This is a genomic window from Pseudoxanthomonas mexicana, assembly GCF_001556105.1.
Lineage (GTDB): Bacteria > Pseudomonadota > Gammaproteobacteria > Xanthomonadales > Xanthomonadaceae > Pseudoxanthomonas_A > Pseudoxanthomonas_A mexicana_A.
The window spans coordinates 121,438-136,494 of the sequence record NZ_LSIF01000009.1 but is presented as its reverse complement, the minus strand read 5'-3'; the positions used below and the strand labels follow the sequence as shown (position 1 = coordinate 136,494).

Sequence of the window (15,057 nt, the reverse complement as noted above, 5' to 3'; positions counted from 1 at the left end):
GTTCCGCCATGCCGGAATGTCAAGCCTTGCCCCTCCCCACCCCCGCCGGTACGCTGCCCCGACAGCACCCTGAGCCGGCATGTCTTCCCGTTTCGTCCACCTCCACCTGCACACCGAGTTCTCGCTCGCGGATTCGATCATCCGCGTGCCCGAGAAGCCGGATCATGCCGACCCGAAGAAGGCCAAACAGGCCAACCTGCTGAGCCGGGCGGTGGAACTGGGCATGCCTGCGCTGGCGGTGACCGACCGCAACAACCTGTTCGCGCTGGTGAAGTTCTACAAGGCCGCCGAAGGCGTGGGCATCAAGCCCATCGCCGGTGCCGACCTGCTGGTGGCCGACGGCAGCGATGCCCCGTGGCCGGTGACGCTGCTGTGCCGCGACCGTGACGGCTACCTGTCGCTGTCGCGGCTGCTGTCGCGCGCGTGGATGGAAGGCCACCGCACCGATGGTGTCGCCATCGACCCGGACTGGTTGCGTGCCGACCACCAGGGCCTGTTCGCGATCATGGGCCGCCAGAGCCTCGCGGGGCGACTGGCACTGACGGGTCGCCACGACCTGGCCGAACAGCATCTCGCCGACTGGCAGCGCGCCTTCGGCGACGACCTGCACCTGGAACTGACGCGCACGCAGCGCGACGGCGAAGAGGCGTTCAATGCGTTCGCCCTTCACGCCGCCGGTGCGCGCAGCCTGCCGGTGATCGCCAGCAACGATGTGCGCTTCCTGTCGCCGGACGATTTCGATGCGCACGAAGCGCGCGTCTGCATCGCCTCCGGCCGCGTGCTGGACGATCCCAAGCGTCCGCGCGACTACAGCGCCGAGCAGTACATGAAGTCGGCCGAGCAGATGGCCGAGCTGTTCGCCGACGTACCCGACGCCATCGACAACACGCTGGCGCTGGCGCAGCGCTGCAACATCGAGATGCGCCTGGGCACCTACTTCCTGCCCGCGTATCCGGTGCCGGACGAGGAGACGCTGGACAGCTGGATCCGCAGCCAGTCCCACGACGGCCTGAAGACGCGCCTGGAGAAGAATCCGCTGGCGCCCGGCCACACGCGCGAGGACTACGAGAAGCGGCTCGACTTCGAGCTGGACACCATCTGCAAGATGGGCTTCCCCGGCTACTTCCTGATCGTGGCCGACTTCATCCAGTGGGGGAAGAACCACGGTATCCCGATCGGTCCGGGCCGCGGCTCGGGTGCCGGCTCGCTGGTCGCGTGGGCGCTGCAGATCACCGACCTGGACCCGCTGCCGTACGGGCTGCTGTTCGAGCGCTTCCTCAATCCGGAACGCGTGTCGATGCCCGACTTCGACATCGACTTCTGCATGGACCGCCGCGACGAGGTGATCGACTACGTCGCGCGCAAGTACGGCCGCGACCGCGTCAGCCAGATCATCACCTACGGCACGATGGCGGCGAAGGCGGTGGTGCGCGACGCCGGCCGCGTGCTCGGCTTCCCGTACGGCCTGGTCGACGGTGTCGCCAAGCTGATCCCGAACATCCTCGGCGTGTCGCTGAAGGACGCGATGGGCGAAGGCAGCAGCGAGGCCGCCTCGCAGGAGCTGATCGACCGCTATCGCGACGAGGACGATGTCCGCGACCTGATCGACCTGGCGCGCCAGTTGGAAGACCTCACCCGCAACGCCGGCAAGCACGCCGGCGGCGTGGTGATCGCGCCGTCGCCGCTGTCGGACTTCTGCCCGCTGTTCGCCGAACACGACGAAGGCGGCCGCGGCAAGAACCCGGTCACCCAGTTCGACAAGGACGACGTGGAAGCCGTCGGTCTGGTGAAGTTCGACTTCCTGGGCCTGCGCACGCTGACGATCATCGACTGGGCGGTGAAGGCCATCAACGTGCGCCATGCACGTGCGGGCGTGCCGCCGGTGGACATCGCCACGATCCCGCTGGACGACGCCAGCGTCTACCGCGACGTATTCGCCAACGGCAACACCGGTTCGGTGTTCCAGTTCGAATCCACCGGCATGCGCCGCGCGCTGAAGGAAGCCAAGCCCGACCGCTTCGAGGACCTGATCGCGCTGAACGCGCTGTACCGTCCGGGCCCGATGGACATGATTCCCTCGTTCGTCGAGCGCAAGCACGGCCGCGAGGAGTTCGAGTATCCCGACCCGCGCACGCGGACCATGCTGGAAGAGACCTACGGCATCATGGTCTACCAGGAGCAGGTCATGCAGATGGCGCAGATCGTCGGCGGCTACTCGCTGGGCGGCGCCGACCTGCTGCGCCGCGCGATGGGCAAGAAGGTGCCGGCCGAAATGGCCAAGCACCGCGAGATCTTCCGCGAGGGCGCCGCCAAGGGCGGCGTGCAGGAGCGCAAGGCCGACGAAATCTTCGACCTGATGGAGAAGTTCGCCGGCTACGGCTTCAACAAGTCGCATGCCGCCGCGTACTCGCTGGTCGCCTACCAGACGGCCTGGCTGAAGAAGCACTACCCGTCCGAGTTCATGGCCGCCACGCTGTCCTCGGACATGGACAAGACCGAGAAGGTGGTCGGCTTCCTCGACGAGGCGCGCGGACTCGGCCTGAACGTGATGCCGCCGGACGTGAACCACTCCGATTTCATGTTCGTCGCGACCGACGCGAACACCGTGCGCTACGGCCTGGGCGCGGTGAAGGGCGTCGGCCAGGGCGTGTGCGAAAGCATCGTCGAGGCGCGCAAGGACGGCGGCGAGTTCCGCGACCTGTTCGATTTCTGCAAGCGCGCCGATTCGTCGAAGCTCAACAAGCGTGCGCTGGAAGCGCTGATCAACGCGGGTGCGCTGGATGCGCTGGGCCGCAACCGCGCCTCGCTGGCGCTGCAGCTGCCGGAAGTGCTGAAGGCCATCGACCAGATCAGCAAGAACCGCAATGCCGGCATCGTCGACATGTTCGGCTCCAGCAGCGGCGGCGACGACATCCACGTCGAACTGTCGAACACCGACGAATGGCCGCTGATGCAGGTACTGCACGGCGAGCGCGAAACGCTGGGGCATTACCTCAGCGGTCATCCGATGGATCCCTACCGCGACGACCTGCGTTCGCTGGTCGGCAGCGATCTCAGCGAACTGGACCGCATCTGGTCCAGTTCGTCCGGCGGCGACAAGAAGGGCTGGCGACCGGAGGTCAATGCGATCGTCGCAGGCCAGGTGGTCGGCATCCGCCGCAAGGGCGACAGCCAGGTCTTCGTGCAACTCGAAGACGGCCGCGGCCGCATCGAATGCAGTGCGTTCTCCGATGCGCTGGCGGAGTTCGGCGCGCTGATGACGCGCGACCGCGTGCTCGTCATCAAGGGTGGCCTGCGCGAGGACGAATTCAGCGGCGGCTACAGCCTGCGCATCCGCCAGGTGTGGGACTACACCCAGCTGTGCCAGCAGCATGCGCAGCGCCTGCAACTGCGCCTGGACCTGCGCGTGCCGGGCCTGTGGGAACGCGTCGACGCCCTGCTGTCGCGCCATCGCCCGGGCGGCACGCCGCTGCGCCTCGACCTGCTGATGACCACCGGCGGCTCGGCCATCGCCGGCATGCTGGATCTCAACGGCCAGAAGGCCGTCCGCGTGGATGCGGAGCTGCTCGATGCCCTGCGCGCGACGCCCGGCGTGCGCGCGGCCAAGCCTGCTTTCAGCCGGCCGTGGGCGAACTGACGCGCCACGAGCGCGACGTCGCGGCCCTACCCCCCCGTACGTGACCGCCGGACCGCTTCGGCTACACTTCCCCCCTTTCCGGCCCATGGCCCGCAGATGAATCCGAACTACCTCGATTTCGAACAGCCCATCGCCGATCTGGAGGCCAAGATCCAGGACCTGCGTGCCGCCAGCACCGGCCCGGCGGTGAATGTCGATGCCGAGGTCCATGCCCTGCAGGACAAGCTGCGCGTGCGTACGGCGCAGATCTTCCGCGACCTGTCGCCGTGGCAGGTCTCGCAGCTGGCGCGCCATCCGGCGCGGCCGTACACGCTGGACTACATCAAGGTGTTCTGCGACGAGTTCCAGGAACTGGCCGGCGACCGCGCGTTCGCCGACGACGCCGCCATCGTCGGCGGCCTGGGCCGCATCGATGGCCGCAGCGTGATGATCATCGGCCACCAGAAGGGCCGCGACACCAAGAGCAAGATCGCACGCAACTTCGGCATGCCGCGCCCCGAGGGGTATCGCAAGGCGCTGCGGCTGATGAAGATGGCCGAGCGTTTCAAGCTGCCGCTGCTGACCTTCATCGATACGCCGGGTGCGTATCCGGGCGTGGGCGCGGAAGAGCGCGGCCAGTCGGAAGCGATCGCGCGCAACCTGCTGGAAATGGCCGAGCTGAAGATCCCGATCATCTGCACGGTGATCGGCGAAGGCGGCAGTGGCGGTGCGCTGGCGATCGGCGTCGGCGACCGCACGCTTATGCTGGAGTACGGCACCTACTCGGTGATCTCGCCGGAAGGCTGCGCCTCGATCCTGTGGAAGGACGCCGCCAAGGCCAAGGACGCCGCCGAACAGCTCGGCCTCACCGCCAAGCGGCTGAGCGCGCTGGGCCTGGTCGACAAGGTCGTGCGCGAACCGATCGGTGGTGCGCACCGCAACCCGCGCCAGATGGCCGTTCGCCTGAAGGCCGTGCTGCTCAACGAACTGGACGCGCTGGAACGGCTGCCGGTCGACCAGTTGCTGCAGAAGCGCTACGAGCGCCTGCGCGGCTACGGTGCGTATGAAGCCGCATGAAACACCGCGTCACGACGTGATTCACGCAAGACCACGAACGCTGTAAACCTCCATGGGGATGGAGCCCGGCACCGCATCGTGCCGTGACACAGGGGAAGGGCATGAGCGAGTCGATCGACCGTATCAACCGTAAAACCATGACCACGGCGTCGGTGGTCGACCACTACGCGCGCCCCTGGGAGCTGAGCCGGGCCGAGCAGGCCACGTTCGACCAGGTGGCCGCGCTCGCGAAAGACCAGCCCATCCTGGATCTCGGCGTAGGCGGTGGCCGCACGGTACCGGCACTGCGCCGCATCAGCGAGGACTACCTGGGCATCGACTACAGCCAGGGCATGGTGGATGCGTGCAGGCAGCGTTTCCCGGACGTCAGGTTCGAGCTCGCCGATGCCCGCGCACTGTCGAACGTGGCCGATGCATCGATTTTCCTGGCCGTCTTCAGCTGCAACGGCATCGGCATGGTCTCGCATGCCGACCGCCTGCTGATCCTGCGCGAAGTCCAGCGCGTGCTACGTCCCGGCGGCTACTTCGTGTTCTCCACGCATAACCGCAACTCGCCTGAGTTCAAGCGCGGCTTCCTGTTCCCGCCGTTCGACTGGTCGTTCAACCCGCTGCGGCTGGCGGTGCGTTCGCTGCGCTTCACCGGCGAGACCGTGCAGCGCATGCGCAACCGCAGGCAGCACCATCCGCATGAGATTCACACCGAGGACTACTCGGTCATCAACGACGTCTGCCACCACTACAGCACGATGCTGTACTACCTGACGCTGGAGAAGCAGCGCCAGCAACTGGTGGACGCCGGCTTCGAGGCCGATGCCGAGGCCTACGACCTGAGTGGTGCGCGCGTGCAAGACGGGACGACCGATGATTCCATCGCGCTGATCGCACGCAAGCCATCGGTGCCGGCCGGATAGCCGGCGACTCCACGGCATGGTCGCCTGCCAGATGCCTGGTGGAAGCGGTGCTGCCGTCCACTCCCGCATGGCCCATACCCGTCCATCGCCCATGAGCCCACTCCTCCTGCTGTCCTTCGCCCTGCAGATCGCCTGCTGCGTGCACGTGGTAAGAACCGGACGCCCGCTCTACTGGGTCTTCATCCTGCTGGTGTTCTCGTTCCTGGCGGTGATCATCTACTTCATCGCCGAGATCCTGCCCGACCTGCGCCACAACCCGTCTGCGCGGCGCACGGTGCGCAATCTGCGCAACCGGATCGATCCGGAGCGCGACCGTCGCGATGCGGCCAAGCTGCTGAAGGCCTCCGATACGCCAGAGAACCGCAGGCGGCTGGCGGAGGAAAGCCTGCGCAGCGGCGACTATGCACAGGCGGCCGAGTTGTACGAGCACGCCTTGAAAGGCCTCTACGCCACCGACCCGGACCTCATGCTGGGACTGGCGAAGGCGCAGTTCGGGCTGGGCGACGCGCAGAAGGCGCGGACCACGCTGGATGCACTGATCGCCGCCAATCCCGGCTTCCGCTCTGCCGACGGGCACCTGCTGTATGCCCGCGCCGTGGAAGACAGCGGCGACCTGGCCTCGGCGCTTCACGAGTACGAGACCGTGGCGCAAGGCTACCCCGGTGAGGAGGCACGCGTGCGCTATGCGCTGCTGCTGAGACGCGATGGCCAATTCGCGCGGGCACGCGACGTGCTGCAGGACGTCCTCGACCGCTCCGACGCGGCACCGAAGTACTACCAGCGCGAACAGCGCGACTGGATCGAGGCCGCGCGTCGCGAACTGGCGGTTCTGCCGCAGGCCTAAGCTGCTGCGCGCTCGCCCGCTGCCGCATCCTTCTGCAGACTCAGGTCTTCCTCCGCCCGCAGGTAGACCAGATGCATGGCTTCGCCAGGCGTCGCGGTCGCCGCACCCACCAGCAGTGAAAAACCTTCGCGTTGCCCCGCTTTTCGCGCCGCCTGCCGCAGCGCCTGCACGCGTGCATCCAGGTCGTCACCGTGCAGCAGCGCGACGTACTCGGGACTGTCGGTGACGCGGCTGACGTGGTCGCCCGACCCGGATGTCACGCAGGCATCGAAGTCGGGCGCCAGTCCCTGCAGTTGCCGCTCCAGCGTGCGGTCGCCCAGCCGGCGCGCGACCTCGGCCATGCCCTGCAATTCGATGATGACGACGGCAAAGACGGGGCCTGTCGCCGTCGGTGCGCTTATGGCCGGCGTGGCAGCGACGGTCGCATCGACCTGCAACGCGGCCAACGCCTGCACCTCATGCTGGGCGCGATGCGCATCCAGCAGTGCCATCGTCACGCGCGCCAGCGAGCGCATGGACGCTTTCTGCTGGCTGTTGAGGCGGCGCGGCTGCGTGTCGACCACGCAAACCGTACCGATGGCCTCGCCATTGCCCGTCACCAGCGGCATGCCCGCGTAGAAACGCGCCTTGACGTCGCCAGTGACGATGGGGAAGTCGTTGAAGCGCGCGTCCTCGCTGAGATCCTGGATCTCCAACAGCTCGTCGGGTTGGCGGATCGCGTGATCGCAGACAGCGGTATCGCGCGTGGTCTCGTGGCCGTCCAGCCCGACGCGGGCCTTGAACCACTGGCGATCACGGTCGATCAGCGACACCACGGCGATCGGGGTGCCACAGATGGCGGCCGCCACATTCACCAGATCATCGTAGACCGTGGCCGGCAAGGTATCCAGCGCGTGGTAGCGATCTAGCGCGTGCTGGCGCTGGCGTTCCTGCACAGCGGGGGAAGCCGTCGAAGCCGTCATGCGTTCTCCTTCGTAGCGGTGACGCCCCCATGTTGACCGGATGTCGGTTCAGACACCGTCAACGGTCCATGGCAGATCGCCTGGATGTGACCGGCTGCACAACGTCTGCATCGCCGCTAGCATGCACGCATGCCCCGCCCCGACACCCGGACATTGATTTTCCCCGCCCCGCGTGTGGGTGGGGTTGAGTGGTGGGATGGATTCCATCGTGCTGCTGCATCGGCTCGCACACGATCCCGCCACGCGCCGCCCCGGCCTGCACGCGATCCATGTCCATCACGGCCTTCATGCCGAGGCCGATGCGTGGACCGCCCACTGCGAAACGTTCTGCGCCACGCTCGGTGTGCCGCTGCAGGTACGCCGTGTGCACGTGGACGCCACGAGCGGCGAAGGCCTTGAAGCGGCCGCGCGACATGCACGCCGGCGGGCGTTCGCCGATGTCATGCAGCCAGGCGACATCATCGCCCTCGCCCATCACCGCGATGACCAGGCGGAAACCTTCCTGCTTCGCGCACTCCGCGCCTCCGGCCCGGATGGATTGGCGGCGATGCGGCCGTGGCGTGCGTTCGGTTCCGGCTGGCTGTGGCGCCCCTTGCTGGACTGCGCGCGCGCTGCCATCCGGTCATACGCGGATGCGCATGCGTTGCCGTGGGTGGAAGACCCCAGCAACGCGTGCGCGGATGCCGACCGCAACTTCCTGCGGCTTGAGGTGCTGCCGCTGCTCCGACAGCGCTGGCCGCACGTCGATGCCGCGTTCGCACGCAGTGCTCTACTGAGTGAAGAAGCCAGCGGCTTGCTGGCGCGACAGGACCGGCAGGTGCTGGCCGGCGCCGCGACCGCCGATCCGGCCGCCCTTCAAGTCGGGCCGCTGCGCGATGCCGGTGCTCCGTTGCGCGCACGTGCGCTGCGGCGCTGGATCAGCGGGCTGTCACTGCCTTCGCTGCCCGCGGAGGGCGTGGCGCAGATCGAGGCGCAGCTGCTGGACGCGCGCAGCGACGCGCAGGCCGAATTCGCCTGGCAAGGCGCGATCATCCGGCACTGGCGTGGGCTGCTGCATGCCGAGTGGCTTCGTCCTGCGCTACCGGAAACGTGGCAGACGGTTTGGGACGGCGCCACGCCACTCGCACTGCCCGATGGCGGCACACTGGCGCTGGAAGGGCATCCCGGGAAGTTCGATGTGCCGCTGAGCCTCAGCGCGCGCGTCGGCGGCGAGCGCATCGTGCTACCGGGGCGCGACCACGGGCACGCATTGAAGGATGTGCTGCAGTCGCTGGGGTTGCCGCCGTGGGAGCGTCGGCAGCTGCCGCTGCTCTGGCGGGGCGACACGCTGTGGGCGGCAGGCGACCTGGTCCTGTCGGCCGCGGCCGATGCATGGCTGCGTGAGCGGGACGCCCGCCTGGTCTGGCAGCGCGGCTGAAGCGGCGCTGCGTTTGACCTGACCGCGACCGTTCCCCACACTTGCCGCATGGCAAAGAAGACCCCCGCAGACGCCTCCCCCGTCGCCCATTTCGAGCAGTCGCTGGACGAGCTCGAGCAACTGGTCGAGAAAATGGAACATGGCGACCTGAGCCTGGAAGCGTCGCTCGCCGCGTACGAGCGCGGCGTCGGCCTGTACCGGCAATGCCAGACGGCGCTCGAACAGGCCGAACTGCGCGTGCGCCTGCTCAGCGATCCGGAACGGCCGGAGACCGGCGACACGTTCGCGCCCGCATCCGATGGCCGCTGACCCCCGCTTCGCCGTCTGGGCGGCGGGACTGGAAGACCACCTCGATCGCGTACTGCCTCCGGCGGACGCCGCCCCGCAACGCCTGCATGCCGCCATGCGCCACGCCGTACTCGGCGGTGGCAAGCGCATGCGGGCACTGCTCGTCTACGCCAGCGGCACGCTGCTGCAGGCGGACGAGGCGACACTGCACGCGCCAGCCTCAGCCGTCGAACTGATCCACGCGTATTCGCTGGTGCACGACGACCTGCCGGCGATGGACGACGACGACCTGCGCCGCGGCAAGCCGACCGTGCACATCGCCTTCGACGAAGCCACCGCCATCCTGGCCGGGGATGCCCTGCAGACACGGGCCTTCGAACACCTGGCGGCCAGCGATGCGCCGGCGGCGTTGCGGGTGGACTGGCTGGCGACGCTGGCGCAGGCGTCCGGCGCGGCTGGCATGTGCGGCGGACAGGCGTTGGACATCGACGCCACCGGCACGCAACAGACGCTGGACGCCCTGCAGCACATGCACGCGCTGAAGACCGGTGCGCTGATACGCGCGGCGGTGCGCATGGGGGCACGAGCGGGCGGCGCCGATGCCGGCACGCTCACGCGGCTGGACGATTTCGCCACGGCGCTCGGCCTGGCCTTCCAGGTCCGCGACGACATCCTCGACATCGAGGCCAGCTCCGAACAACTGGGCAAGACCGCCGGCAAGGACGTGGCACAGGCCAAGTCGACGTATCCGGCGCTGCTGGGTATCGACGGCGCGAAGGCGAAGCTCGCGGAACTCGATACCCGGATGCGCGAGGCGCTGGCGCCGTACGACAGTGGCGCAGATGCGCTGCGTGCACTCGGCGATCTCGCGATCCACCGTTCGCACTGAACAAGGCCAGCCCGTGTGGCCGCCATCAGGGTTCTTGCGGACACTGTGGCGCGCGCCAGAACTGCTTCATCGCAACGCACCGGCGCGACATCGCGGTTCCCTCGCGGCGATTGGCACTGCCTCGCACCTCATCGACTTGCCACGGGCATGCCTTCGAAGACGCTTTGGCGATGCCGGTGAACTGTCCGCCACTGCGCTCTTCATCGGCCGCACGTTCTGCACCGAGCGGGGGCATGCAGATTCAACCGACGCCACCTCGATGGCACCGCTGGCATACCCGAAATGTCGTGCCCAGGGACTGGCACCTGCTTCGCGGGCGTTCGATCCAGGCCCTCCCCTGAGCACCTCGGCCACCCGGACCATGCGTCCCTCGTGCAGCGCCCGGAGCGGGCCGTTCCAGTTCAGCGAGCCCCGGTCCCGGACCATCCCGCCATCTCGCCATCTCGCGGCGGCGTGACGGCGCCTTCCGGGCACTGGGCTACGATTGACGTCCCAAGCGCCTGATCGAGGGTCGTCGCGACATGCATGAAAACCTGGATGCCGAAGTGCTCATTGTTGGCGGGGGTCCGGCCGGACTCACGGCGGCGATCTATCTGGCGCGCTTTCATCGCCGTGTAGTTGTGGTCGACGACGGCAACAGCCGCGCGAAGTGGATCCCGCGGTCACACAATCATGCCGGCTTTCCCGATGGTATCGGCGGAACTGAATTGCTGGCCCGCATGCGCGAGCAAGCCATACGTTACGGCGCGCATCTCGTCGAGGCCAAGGTCGAGCGCGTTGATGTCCGTGAGGATGGATTCGTGGCCGCGACGGAGGCTGCGTCCATCGCCTGTCGCGCCGTCGTTATCGCCGCCGGCGTGCGCAATCGCCGGCCAGCGCTCGACGACGCGGTGCACAGCGACGCGCTTGAACGCTGCCTGCTGCGTTATTGCCCCATTTGCGACGGCTACGAAGCGACCGACCAGGCTGTGGCGGTGCTCGGTGCCGATGACCATGGCGTGTCCGAGGCACTGTTCCTGCGCAGCTTCTCGTCCAAGGTGACTTTGCTGGCGCAGAGTTCGGTGGAACTCGACGCGACTACGCGGCAGGCGCTGGCGCGCGCTGGAATCGCGTGGGCGCCGTCACCCGTGGCGCATCTCGATTTCAGCGATTCCCAGGTGACCGCCACGCTTCAGGACAGCAGCGTGCTGCGCTTCGACACGCTATACCCAGCGCTGGGATCCGATCCGAACCACGCGCTTGCGCGGAGTCTTGGCGTGGAGCTCAGCGAAGCAGGCTGCATCGTCGTGGATCGCCATCAGCGCACCAGCATGGCGGGTGTCTACGCGATTGGCGACATCGTGGCCGCGCTCGACCAGATCAGCGTGGCGATGGGTCACGCCGCCGTGGCGGCCACCAGCCTGCACAACGACCTGAGAGAGGCGGACGGGCAAACGCTGGACCGCCAGCGGCCTTGACGAACACCTAAGCCGTGCGGCGTGACGAATACGCATCCTTGAGGGTTTTCAACCCGCCATAACCTGCCACCGCAGCGATGGCGCCGGCAACGAGAAGATCAGGCAAACGCGAACCGGTCCATGCCACCAGTACGCCTGCCAATACGATGCCGAAATTGGAGGCGAAATCGTTGAGGCTCATGGTCCACGCCGCCCGCAGGTTCACGTCCGCCGAACGATGCGATCGCAGGATGCGGATGCACCAATAGTTCAGCGCCACCGCGACGAAAGCCATCACCACCATGGTCGGGCCGACAGGGTCTGAGCCCACGACATAGCGTCGCCAGGCATCCGCGAGAACTCCGATGGCCAAAATCAGGAGCATGATGCCCGTCATGCCCGCGGCGCCGGCCTTCCAGCGCTGCGAACGCGTCACCGCGAAGTAGCTTACGGCGTAAGTCAGGGCATCGGAAAGATTGTCCAACGCGTTGGCCATCAGACCGCTGGAGTCGGCGAGCTGACCCGCAATGAAGAGTGCGATGGCCAGGACCGCGTTGACGGCCAGGACCTTGACAAGTGCCGCTCGTTGCGCGGTGTTCGTACTCTGTTCTGTCATTTCCCGCTCACTCCCTGAAGGCCATCGGCGAAGCAGAGGTCTGGTGCGTCCGCAATATCGCAGACGACCGACAGTGTCCTTCCGGCAGCGGCACGATGCAATGGTCGATGACCGCCTCATGCGCCGCCGGGTACTGGGCTTGTCGCCAAGCCGAGCAGCATCCTATCGCGGAATACTACGGTTCACGGCTGACGTTGCGCCACCTTCACGACGGACATGAAAGACTTGCCGCCTGCGGTGACGATCCGTCGGAAAAGCTCGGTTACCAAGCGCCCGCCGGGACCGCCGGACAGGAAGCCGGATCACGTTTCGGAAAACATCGGCGCAGGACGAGCTCGTCCAGTCTGTTGATGATCCCGCCATGTGGCTATCGCGGTGCCAGCGAAGTCCACTGCTGGAGTCAACCTGAAAGTAAAAAAGCCCGGCGATGCCGGGCTTTTTGCTTCCCCGCGCAGACCGCTTACTTGATCAGGCGCAGCGCGAACGGATAGCGGTAGGTTTCGCCGTTGCTCACCTTGATGGCGGCGATGATCGTCAGCACCAGCCACGCGATGCCGACCAGGAACAGCAGCAGCAGGCCGATCACGATCAACGTCAGGATGCCGGAAATGATCGCGGCAATCAGGATAGTGATGTTGAAGTTCAACGCCTCCTTGCCCTGGTCGTTGACGAAGGGCAGCGTGTCCTTCTTGACCAGCCACACGACCAGCGGACCGAGCAGGTTGCCGAACGGGATGATCAGGCCGACCAGCGAAGACAGGTGCGCGAACAGCGCCCACTGCTTCTCCTCGGCGCCCGGGCTGCCAGACGGCGCCGGAGGCGGTGCGGTGATGTTGTCAAATTCGCTCATGCAGAATTCCCCGTGGATGGTGGTAGAGCTGTCGAGTGCAGCGGCTCGGCCGCAGACTCCGCTTACCAAGCATAACGGCAATCCATGTCGCGACGGGTCACCTGAGGCTACGGGCCCCTACTCGCCGGCAACTGTCATTCGACCGACCAGGATCGACCCCACCCCGACATGCGAGCGGCGGTCCACATCGCGACCCACCGCCTCGATACCGGCGAAGATGCCCTTGAGGTTGCCGGCGATGGTGATGCCGTCGACCGGATAGGCCAGCACGCCATCCTCGACCCAGAAACCGGCGGCGCCGCGAGAATAGTCGCCCGCCACCCCGTTCACGCCCTGCCCCATCAATTCGGTGACCAACAGGCCGGTGCGCATGCCGCCGAGCAGCTCATCGAAGCCACCTGCGTTGGCCTTCACCTGCAGGTTATGGACGCCGCCCGCATTGCCGGTGGTCTGCAGGCCAAGCTTGCGTGCCGAATAGCTGCCCAGCACGTAGCGCTCCAGCACGCCATCGCGAACCAGGTGCGAGCGTTTCGTCGCCACGCCTTCCGCGTCGAACGCCGACGAGCGCAGGCCGTGCGGCAGCAGCGGCAGTTCCTCGATGGCGAACCAGTCCGGGAAGATCCGCTGGCCGACATGATCGAGCAGGAAGCTGGCCTTCCGGTACAGCGCGCCACCGGACACCGCGCCCAGCAAATGGCCGACCAACGAACGCGCCACTTCGGCCGAGAACAGGACGCGGTACTCGCCGGTAGCCAATGACCGCGGCTGCAGGCGCGACACCGTGCGCTCTGCTGCCTTGCGACCGATCGACGCCGGATCGTCCAGTTCCAGGTGCGACAACGCCGTGCTGTACCAGCCATCGCGCTGCATGCCGTCGCCTTGCCCGGCGATCAACGCACAGCCGAGCGTGTGCTGGGTGTCGCGCTCGCGGCCGATGAAACCGTGCGAGTTCGCGTAGACCGACAGGCTTTCGCCGCTGCCGATGGACGCGCCGTCGGAATTCTCGATGCGCGCGTCGGCATCGCGTCCGGCGGCTTCGCAGGCCAATGCCAGATCGACGGCATGCTCCATGTCGAGCGCCCATGGATGCCAGACGTCGAGATCGGGGAAATCGGACGCCATCAGGGCCGCATCGGCAAGACCGGCGGCATCGTCGTCCTCGGTATAGCGCGCGATCGCGCACGCCTGCGCGACCGTGGCCTCCAGGCTCTCATCGCGCAGGTCGGCGGTGCTGGCGCTGCCCTTGCGCTGGCCGAAGTACACGGTCACGCCGATGCCGCGGTCGCGGGTGGACTCGACGGTCTCCACCTCGCCGAGTCGCACGCTGACGTTGAGGCCGGCTTCCTCGCTGCAGCTCACTTCTGCCTGCGTGGCGCCGTGCGCCCGCGCGCGCTCCAGCAGGCGCTGCGACAGCGCCTCCAGGCGTTCCAGCCGGGCGAGGCTGTCGTCGGGGGAAGTCAGGGCGGTGGCGTTCAATGCTTTATCCTTGTGTCCTGTGATCCGCGCACTGGCGCCGGATCGGTATGTGATCAGGCTTCCGCACCATGCGGCGGAAGCGAAAGAGAGGCTTCACCATGCGCGGACGCGACCCCGAAACCGGCGAATTCCTTGGCCCCAGCCGCACCCAGCAACGGGGCGAGGCGCTGGAGATCCGCAGCCTGGCCGAGAAGCTGGTGGCCCTGCCGGCCGCGCAACTGGCGCGCCTGCCGATTCCCGAAGACCTGATGCCGCATATCGTCGAGACGCAGCGCATCACCTCGCACATCGCGCACAAGCGCCAGCTGCAGTTCCTTGCCAAACAGATGCGGCGCGAGGACGACGAGGTGCTGGAAGCGATCCGCGATGCGATGGACGAAGGCGGCGACGCCGCGCGCCGCGAGACCGCCCTGCTGCATCGCGCGGAGCAATGGCGCGACCGCCTGCTGGCCGGCGGCGACACCGCGCTGGCGGACCTGCTGGACGCGTTTCCGCAGGCGGACCGGCAGCGGCTGCGCCAGTTGGCGCGCAACGCCGCCGACGAACGCGCGAAGAACAAGCCGCCGCATGCGTTCCGCGAACTGTTCCGGGAAGTGCGCGACCTGCTGGCGGACGCCGAGCCCGCCACCGACGTCGACGGAGAAGACGACGCCTGAGGCCTGGGCGCCCACACGC

General features: G+C 67.3%; 13 protein-coding genes. 9 read left to right on the top strand and 4 right to left on the bottom strand.

Going from position 1 to position 15,057, the window contains the following annotated elements:
• Positions 1 to 79: 79 nt before the first annotated feature.
• The 4 genes from dnaE (at position 80) to AX730_RS01725 (ending at position 6,448) form a co-directional block, all read left to right on the top strand.
• Positions 80 to 3,637: a DNA polymerase III subunit alpha gene (gene dnaE / locus AX730_RS01740; protein WP_062351008.1), complete on the top strand. Its 3,558-nt coding sequence runs from the start codon at positions 80 to 82 to the stop codon at positions 3,635 to 3,637.
• Positions 3,638 to 3,733: 96 nt separating this feature from the next.
• Positions 3,734 to 4,693, top strand: coding sequence for an acetyl-CoA carboxylase carboxyltransferase subunit alpha (locus AX730_RS01735; protein ID WP_062351005.1), 960 nt, complete (start codon positions 3,734 to 3,736; stop codon positions 4,691 to 4,693).
• A 101-nt stretch (positions 4,694 to 4,794) separates the two neighbouring features.
• Positions 4,795 to 5,604, top strand: a complete 810-nt coding sequence (locus AX730_RS01730) for a class I SAM-dependent methyltransferase (protein WP_062351002.1) — start codon at positions 4,795 to 4,797, stop codon at positions 5,602 to 5,604.
• Between the two features lie 91 nt (positions 5,605 to 5,695).
• Positions 5,696 to 6,448 (top strand): tetratricopeptide repeat protein, encoded by a 753-nt coding sequence (locus AX730_RS01725; RefSeq protein ID WP_062350999.1) that lies wholly within the window; start codon positions 5,696 to 5,698, stop codon positions 6,446 to 6,448.
• Here the strand turns inward: AX730_RS01725 and AX730_RS01720 are convergent.
• Positions 6,445 to 7,410: a GAF domain-containing protein gene (locus AX730_RS01720; RefSeq protein WP_083537637.1), complete on the bottom strand. Its 966-nt coding sequence runs from the start codon at positions 7,408 to 7,410 to the stop codon at positions 6,445 to 6,447. The two genes, AX730_RS01725 and AX730_RS01720, sit on opposite strands and share 4 nt — an antisense overlap.
• Positions 7,411 to 7,582: 172 nt before the next feature.
• Here AX730_RS01720 and tilS point away from each other — a divergent pair, with 172 nt between their 5' ends.
• The 4 genes from tilS (at position 7,583) to AX730_RS01695 (ending at position 11,461) form a co-directional block, all read left to right on the top strand.
• The gene (gene tilS / locus AX730_RS01715) at positions 7,583 to 8,827 is read left to right on the top strand and encodes a tRNA lysidine(34) synthetase TilS (protein ID WP_062350993.1); all 1,245 of its coding nucleotides are present in this window, start codon (positions 7,583 to 7,585) and stop codon (positions 8,825 to 8,827) included.
• A gap of 48 nt (positions 8,828 to 8,875) precedes the next feature.
• On the top strand, positions 8,876 to 9,136 hold the full coding sequence (locus AX730_RS01710; protein ID WP_062350990.1) for an exodeoxyribonuclease VII small subunit: 261 nt from the start codon (positions 8,876 to 8,878) through the stop codon (positions 9,134 to 9,136).
• Entirely contained in the window at positions 9,126 to 10,004 is an 879-nt protein-coding gene (locus AX730_RS01705) for a polyprenyl synthetase family protein (RefSeq protein ID WP_062350987.1), read from the top strand. Before AX730_RS01710 ends, AX730_RS01705 begins: the two co-directional genes overlap by 11 nt.
• Before the next feature lie 521 nt (positions 10,005 to 10,525).
• Entirely contained in the window at positions 10,526 to 11,461 is a 936-nt protein-coding gene (locus AX730_RS01695; protein ID WP_062350980.1) for an NAD(P)/FAD-dependent oxidoreductase, read from the top strand.
• A 7-nt stretch (positions 11,462 to 11,468) separates the two neighbouring features.
• On the opposite strand, the gene AX730_RS01690 is transcribed toward AX730_RS01695, so the two are convergent.
• The 3 genes from AX730_RS01690 to pmbA form a co-directional block, all read right to left on the bottom strand.
• Positions 11,469 to 12,056, bottom strand: coding sequence for a cation efflux transmembrane domain-containing protein (locus AX730_RS01690; RefSeq protein ID WP_062350978.1), 588 nt, complete (start codon positions 12,054 to 12,056; stop codon positions 11,469 to 11,471).
• Positions 12,057 to 12,516: 460 nt separating this feature from the next.
• Positions 12,517 to 12,906 (bottom strand): DUF4870 domain-containing protein, encoded by a 390-nt coding sequence (locus AX730_RS01685; RefSeq protein WP_062350976.1) that lies wholly within the window; start codon positions 12,904 to 12,906, stop codon positions 12,517 to 12,519.
• 117 nt (positions 12,907 to 13,023) lie between these two features.
• On the bottom strand, positions 13,024 to 14,382 hold the full coding sequence (gene pmbA, locus AX730_RS01680; RefSeq protein WP_062350974.1) for a metalloprotease PmbA: 1,359 nt from the start codon (positions 14,380 to 14,382) through the stop codon (positions 13,024 to 13,026).
• Between the two features lie 98 nt (positions 14,383 to 14,480).
• Between pmbA and yjgA the strand changes: the two genes are divergently transcribed.
• The gene (yjgA, locus tag AX730_RS01675) at positions 14,481 to 15,038 is read left to right on the top strand and encodes a ribosome biogenesis factor YjgA (RefSeq protein WP_062350972.1); all 558 of its coding nucleotides are present in this window, start codon (positions 14,481 to 14,483) and stop codon (positions 15,036 to 15,038) included.
• Positions 15,039 to 15,057 lie beyond the last annotated feature (19 nt).

Bases quoted from the DNA above. Each gene is read 5' to 3' on its own strand.
- dnaE (WP_062351008.1), top strand. From the start codon at position 80: ATGTCTTCCCGTTTCGTCCACCTCCACCTGCACACCGAGTTCTCGCTC.
- AX730_RS01735 (WP_062351005.1), top strand. From the start codon at position 3,734: ATGAATCCGAACTACCTCGATTTCGAACAGCCCATCGCCGATCTGGAG.
- AX730_RS01730 (WP_062351002.1), top strand. From the start codon at position 4,795: ATGAGCGAGTCGATCGACCGTATCAACCGTAAAACCATGACCACGGCG.
- AX730_RS01725 (WP_062350999.1), top strand. From the start codon at position 5,696: ATGAGCCCACTCCTCCTGCTGTCCTTCGCCCTGCAGATCGCCTGCTGC.
- AX730_RS01720 (WP_083537637.1), bottom strand. From the start codon at position 7,410: ATGACGGCTTCGACGGCTTCCCCCGCTGTGCAGGAACGCCAGCGCCAG.
- AX730_RS01710 (WP_062350990.1), top strand. From the start codon at position 8,876: ATGGCAAAGAAGACCCCCGCAGACGCCTCCCCCGTCGCCCATTTCGAG.
- AX730_RS01705 (WP_062350987.1), top strand. From the start codon at position 9,126: ATGGCCGCTGACCCCCGCTTCGCCGTCTGGGCGGCGGGACTGGAAGAC.
- AX730_RS01695 (WP_062350980.1), top strand. From the start codon at position 10,526: ATGCATGAAAACCTGGATGCCGAAGTGCTCATTGTTGGCGGGGGTCCG.
- AX730_RS01690 (WP_062350978.1), bottom strand. From the start codon at position 12,056: ATGACAGAACAGAGTACGAACACCGCGCAACGAGCGGCACTTGTCAAG.
- AX730_RS01685 (WP_062350976.1), bottom strand. From the start codon at position 12,906: ATGAGCGAATTTGACAACATCACCGCACCGCCTCCGGCGCCGTCTGGC.
- yjgA (WP_062350972.1), top strand. From the start codon at position 14,481: ATGCGCGGACGCGACCCCGAAACCGGCGAATTCCTTGGCCCCAGCCGC.